This is a genomic window from Actinomycetota bacterium (assembly GCA_030776725.1).
Classification (GTDB): domain Bacteria; phylum Actinomycetota; class Nitriliruptoria; order Nitriliruptorales; family JAHWKO01; genus JAHWKW01.
On the sequence record JALYHG010000156.1, the window covers coordinates 1 to 4,248 of the forward strand.

4 protein-coding genes are annotated in these 4,248 nt (G+C 72.2%); all 4 read right to left on the reverse strand.

The features are described from left to right. Positions 1–63 precede the first annotated feature (63 nt). Positions 64–1,365: a phosphopyruvate hydratase gene (gene eno, locus M3N57_07385; protein MDP9022505.1), complete on the reverse strand. Its 1,302-nt coding sequence runs from the start codon at positions 1,363–1,365 to the stop codon at positions 64–66. Between the two features lie 67 nt (positions 1,366–1,432). Further along, positions 1,433–1,927 carry a hypothetical protein gene (locus tag M3N57_07390; protein ID MDP9022506.1) on the reverse strand — a complete coding sequence of 165 codons (495 nt, stop codon included), beginning with the start codon at positions 1,925–1,927 and terminating at the stop codon, positions 1,433–1,435. Positions 1,928–1,987: 60 nt separating this feature from the next. Continuing rightward, on the reverse strand, positions 1,988–3,133 hold the full coding sequence (gene mazG / locus M3N57_07395) for a nucleoside triphosphate pyrophosphohydrolase (GenBank protein ID MDP9022507.1): 1,146 nt from the start codon (positions 3,131–3,133) through the stop codon (positions 1,988–1,990). A gap of 12 nt (positions 3,134–3,145) precedes the next feature. Then, entirely contained in the window at positions 3,146–4,162 is a 1,017-nt protein-coding gene (locus M3N57_07400; GenBank protein ID MDP9022508.1) for a peptidylprolyl isomerase, read from the reverse strand. Between the last annotated feature and the right edge of the window lie 86 nt (positions 4,163–4,248).

Below are 4,248 nucleotides of genomic sequence, written 5' to 3' on the forward strand. Positions count from 1 at the left end.
GCGCCGGTGCCTTCCGGGGGCTGGCCCCGCGCCGACCGGTGCTGGCGCCCCGCCTGGCCGCGCTCACGTCGCGCGCCTGGACCGGGGGAACGCCGCCCAGCCGGCGAACCGCGCTTGGTCGCCGAGGCGCTCCTCGATGCGCAGCAGCTGGTTGTACTTCGCGACGCGGTCGCTCCGGGCGGGGGCGCCGGACTTCAGCTGTCCGGCGTTGACCGCGACCGCCAGGTCGGCGATCGTGGCGTCGTCGGTCTCGCCTGACCGGTGGCTGACCATGGCAGCCCAACCGGCGCGGTGGGTGACCTCGACGGTGTGCAGCGTCTCGGTGAGGGTGCCGATCTGGTTGACCTTGATCAGGACGGCGTTGGCGGCCCCGAGCTCGATACCGCGGCGGACGCGGTCGACGTTGGTCACGAACAGATCGTCACCGACCAGCTGGGAGCGCTCACCGATCCGCTGGTTGAGCAGCTCCCAGCCGTCCCAGTCGTCCTCGTCCATCCCGTCCTCGATCGACACGATCGGGAAGCGATCGAGGAGGTCGGCCTGCCAGGCGACGAACTCCTCGGCGGACAGCCGGCGCCCCTCACCTTCGAGGTGGTAGTCGCCGGCATCTCCGCGCAGCTCCGACGCAGCGATGTCCAGGGCCAACGCGACGTCGTCGCCGGGCGCGTACCCGGCTCGTTCGATCGCCTCGACCAGCAGCGCGCAGGCGCGGTCGTTGGTGGGCAGGTCGGGGGCGAACCCCCCCTCGTCTCCGAGGCCGGTCGACAGGCCGCGGTCGGTGAGGACCTGCCTGAGGACCTGGTAGACCTCCGTCCCCATCCGCAGGGCCTCGCGGAACGACGGGGCGCCGACCGGCGCGATCATGAACTCCTGCACGTCGACGTTGCTGGCGGCGTGTGCGCCGCCGTTGATGACGTTGAGCATCGGCACGGGGAGCAGGTGCGCGCCCGGCCCACCCAGGTAGGCGTACAGCGGGAGGCCGCACGATGCCGCCGCGGCCTTCGCCACCGCCAGCGACACACCCAGGATCGCGTTGGCGCCCAACGTGGACTTGTCGTCGGTGCCGTCCAGATCGAGCAGCATCCGGTCGATGTCGCGTTGCAGCGTGGCGTCGACTCCCTGCAGGTGCGGGGCGATGACCTGGTCGACGTTCGCGACCGCTTTCGTGACCCCCTTCCCGCCGTACCGGCCGCGGTCGCCGTCGCGGAGCTCGACCGCTTCGAACCGGCCGGTCGAGGCGCCCGACGGCACGGCCGCGCGGCCCAGCGATCCGTCGGTCAGCGCGGCCTCGACCTCGACGGTCGGGTTGCCGCGGCTGTCGAGGATCTGCCGGGCGTGCAGTGATCGGATCGATCTCGGCTCCACGCGGGCGCCCCTTCGAACAACAGCAGTTGACAGTAGGCGACACGACAGCGCTGCCGCAACGATGCGGTCAGCGGTCCTGGTCGCCCTGGCGGGCGGCGAGCATCGCGACGGCTGCGCCCAGCAGGGTCGCCAACGCCACGAACAGGTCGCGTCGACGGCGTGGGGCCAGCACCGCGGCGATCAGGCCGCACGAGACGCCAGCGCCCACGATCGTCGCCATGGCGCGGGCCGTCCCGGCGCCGTCGATCCACTCGCCTGCCTCGGCCGCCGCGGGGCGGTCACGGTCCCAGCCCTCGAGCACATCGCGATCCTCGTCCCGTGTGACCGCCTCGGTGGGCAGGTCCGGCGGGCGGACGCTGCGGGCGGCCGGGGCCGGCTCGGCGCCCGCCGCCACGGACGGCTCCGGGGGCTGCGTGGCCGCCTGCTGCAGCGCCTGGGTGTCGTGGAACTGGTCGGCCGTCAACGTGGTGCCGCATCGGGGGCAGTCGGCCGGCTCGATCAGCAGACCCTGCACGAACGCGTTGCTGAGGAAGCGACCGCACGACGAGCACTGGGGCGGCACGCCACGGCCTCCTGTCGTTGGGCACCACCGAGACTACGTGACCGCTGTCCGTCGGACGCGTCACCGCTGGGAGCGCTTGACCTGTTCCCACAGCGCCAGCCAGCCGTCCCGGTCGAGGTCACCCGGGTCCTGCTCGGCGACCTGGGCCGCGGCCAGCACCGCCTCGAACCGGCGCTGGAAACTGGTGGCCGCTCCTCGTAGGGCCGCCTCGGGGTCGACGCCGACGTGGCGGGCGGTCGCGACCACCGCTGACAGCAGGTCGCCGACCTCTTGCGCGCGCCCGTCGCGATCGCCTGCGTCCAGCAGTTCGTCGAGCTCCTGGCGGACGCGCTCGGCGGGTCCGGTGACGTCTTCCCAGTCGAACCCGAGCTTGGACGCGCGCCGTTGCAGCTTCTCCGCGAGGGTGAGGGCCGGCAGGGCGCTCGGGATCCCCTCGAACGGTCCGGTGCGCTGCTTCTCCTCCTGCTTGAGCACGTCCCAGCGGGCGATCACGTCCTGGGCCCCGGTGACCTCCACATCGGCGAAGACGTGCGGGTGGCGACGCACCAGCTTGTCCGCGATCCCCCGGGCGACGTCGTCGAGGTCGAAGGCGCCACGGTCGCTGGCGATCTGGGCGTGGAAGACGACCTGCAGCAGCACATCGCCGAGCTCCTCGGCGATGTCAGCGTCGTCACCGGAATCGATCGCGTCCAGCAGCTCGTAGGTCTCCTCCACCAGGTAGCGCCCCAGGGACGAGTGGTCCTGCTCCAGGTCCCACGGACAGCCGCGCTCGGGGTCGCGCAGGGTGCGTTCCACCTCCGCGAGGTGAGCGACCTCGATGCCGGCGGGCGGGAGGTGGAAGACGAACTCGACCTCGGCGCCGGAACGGGCGGCCTCCATCCCCACCGTGCGGGTGAAGGCATCCGTGTCGTCTGGTCCCAGCAGGTACACGGCGGTGCCCTCGACCTCGGCCAGGTCGATCAGCGCCTGGGCGTAGCGGCGGTCCTGCGGCGACCCAGGCAGCGTCAGATCCATCCGCGACAGCTCGATCTCGGCGGGTTCCAGCCGCGCCACCGGCAGCTCGACCATCCGCAGGAACGGGGCTGACGGGTGCCGGTCGGGGTGACGCATCCAGATCAGGCCAGCACCGCTGAGCGCCTCCCAGCACTGGAACGGGAACAGAGCCGGCAGCTGCTCGCACGATCCGACCAGGACGATGCGCGCCATGGACGGTCGCGATCAACCGGCCGGCGTCGCCACCGACCCGTCCAGCCGGACGCTGCCGCGCTCGGGGATCGCGTCGGTGGGGGTCACGGTCGCGGTGGCGGGGTCCCACCGGCCGATGCGGGGGTCGACCCGCACGTCAGCTGCGGCGACGACCTCGCGGAACCACTCATCGAAGGCTCCCTGGGATGCCTCGGCCTGCAGCTCCTGGCGGATGCGGGGTTCGACCTCCGACAGTGGGATCTCGCGGAACCCGTTGACCTTGATCAGGTGGAAGCCGAACCGGGTCTGGACCGGCCCGACGATCTCACCGGGCTCGGCGTTCCACACCGCCTCGTCGAACGCCTCGATGTAGCGGCCACGGGGCTGCTCTCCGAGCGCCCCGGCGTTGACGGCGCTGAGCTCGTCGCTGGAGTGCTCCCGCGCCAGTTCGCCGAAGTCGGCCCCCGCGTCAAGTTGGGCTCGAAGATCCTCGGCCTGCTCGCTGGTCTCGACCAGGATGTGGGACACGTCGGCGACCCGGTACTCGTCATCGAGGGCCCGGTCGTACGCGGCCCGGATCTCGGCGTCGGTCACCTCAGCCTGGCCGGCGAAGTGCTCCTGGAGCCGCTCACGGCGGATCACCGCGGCGATCTGTGAGCGGATCTCGGCTTCGGTCCGGCCAGCCTCGGCGATCTCCTGGCGGAGGGCCTCCGGGCCGCCGAACCGTTCGGCCAGCTCGTTGAACCGCTCCTCGACCGCGTCTTGGCTGACCTCGATCCCGAGGTCACCGGCGGCGCGAGCCGCGATCTCGTCGCGGATCAGCTGCGCGAGCGTCTCACGCTGCAGCTGCTCGACGGCCGCGTACTCCTCGGGGGCGGGACGGTCGTCGCTCTCGCGTTGGGCGTCGACCAGGACCGCGAGCATGTCGCTGGGGATGTCGTGGCCGTCGACGGTGGCGGCGACCTCTCGACCGACCGCGGCGCCGGCGCAGCCGGCGATCAGCAGGGCGAGAGCCGCAGCGGCGCCCGCAACCCGCGTCTTGACACGCACGAACATGACTCCACGGATCCAGCGAGGTCGTCAGGCTACCCCGTCGCTGCGCCGACGGCCGTCACGGCGCTGCGCCGGCGTGGCGG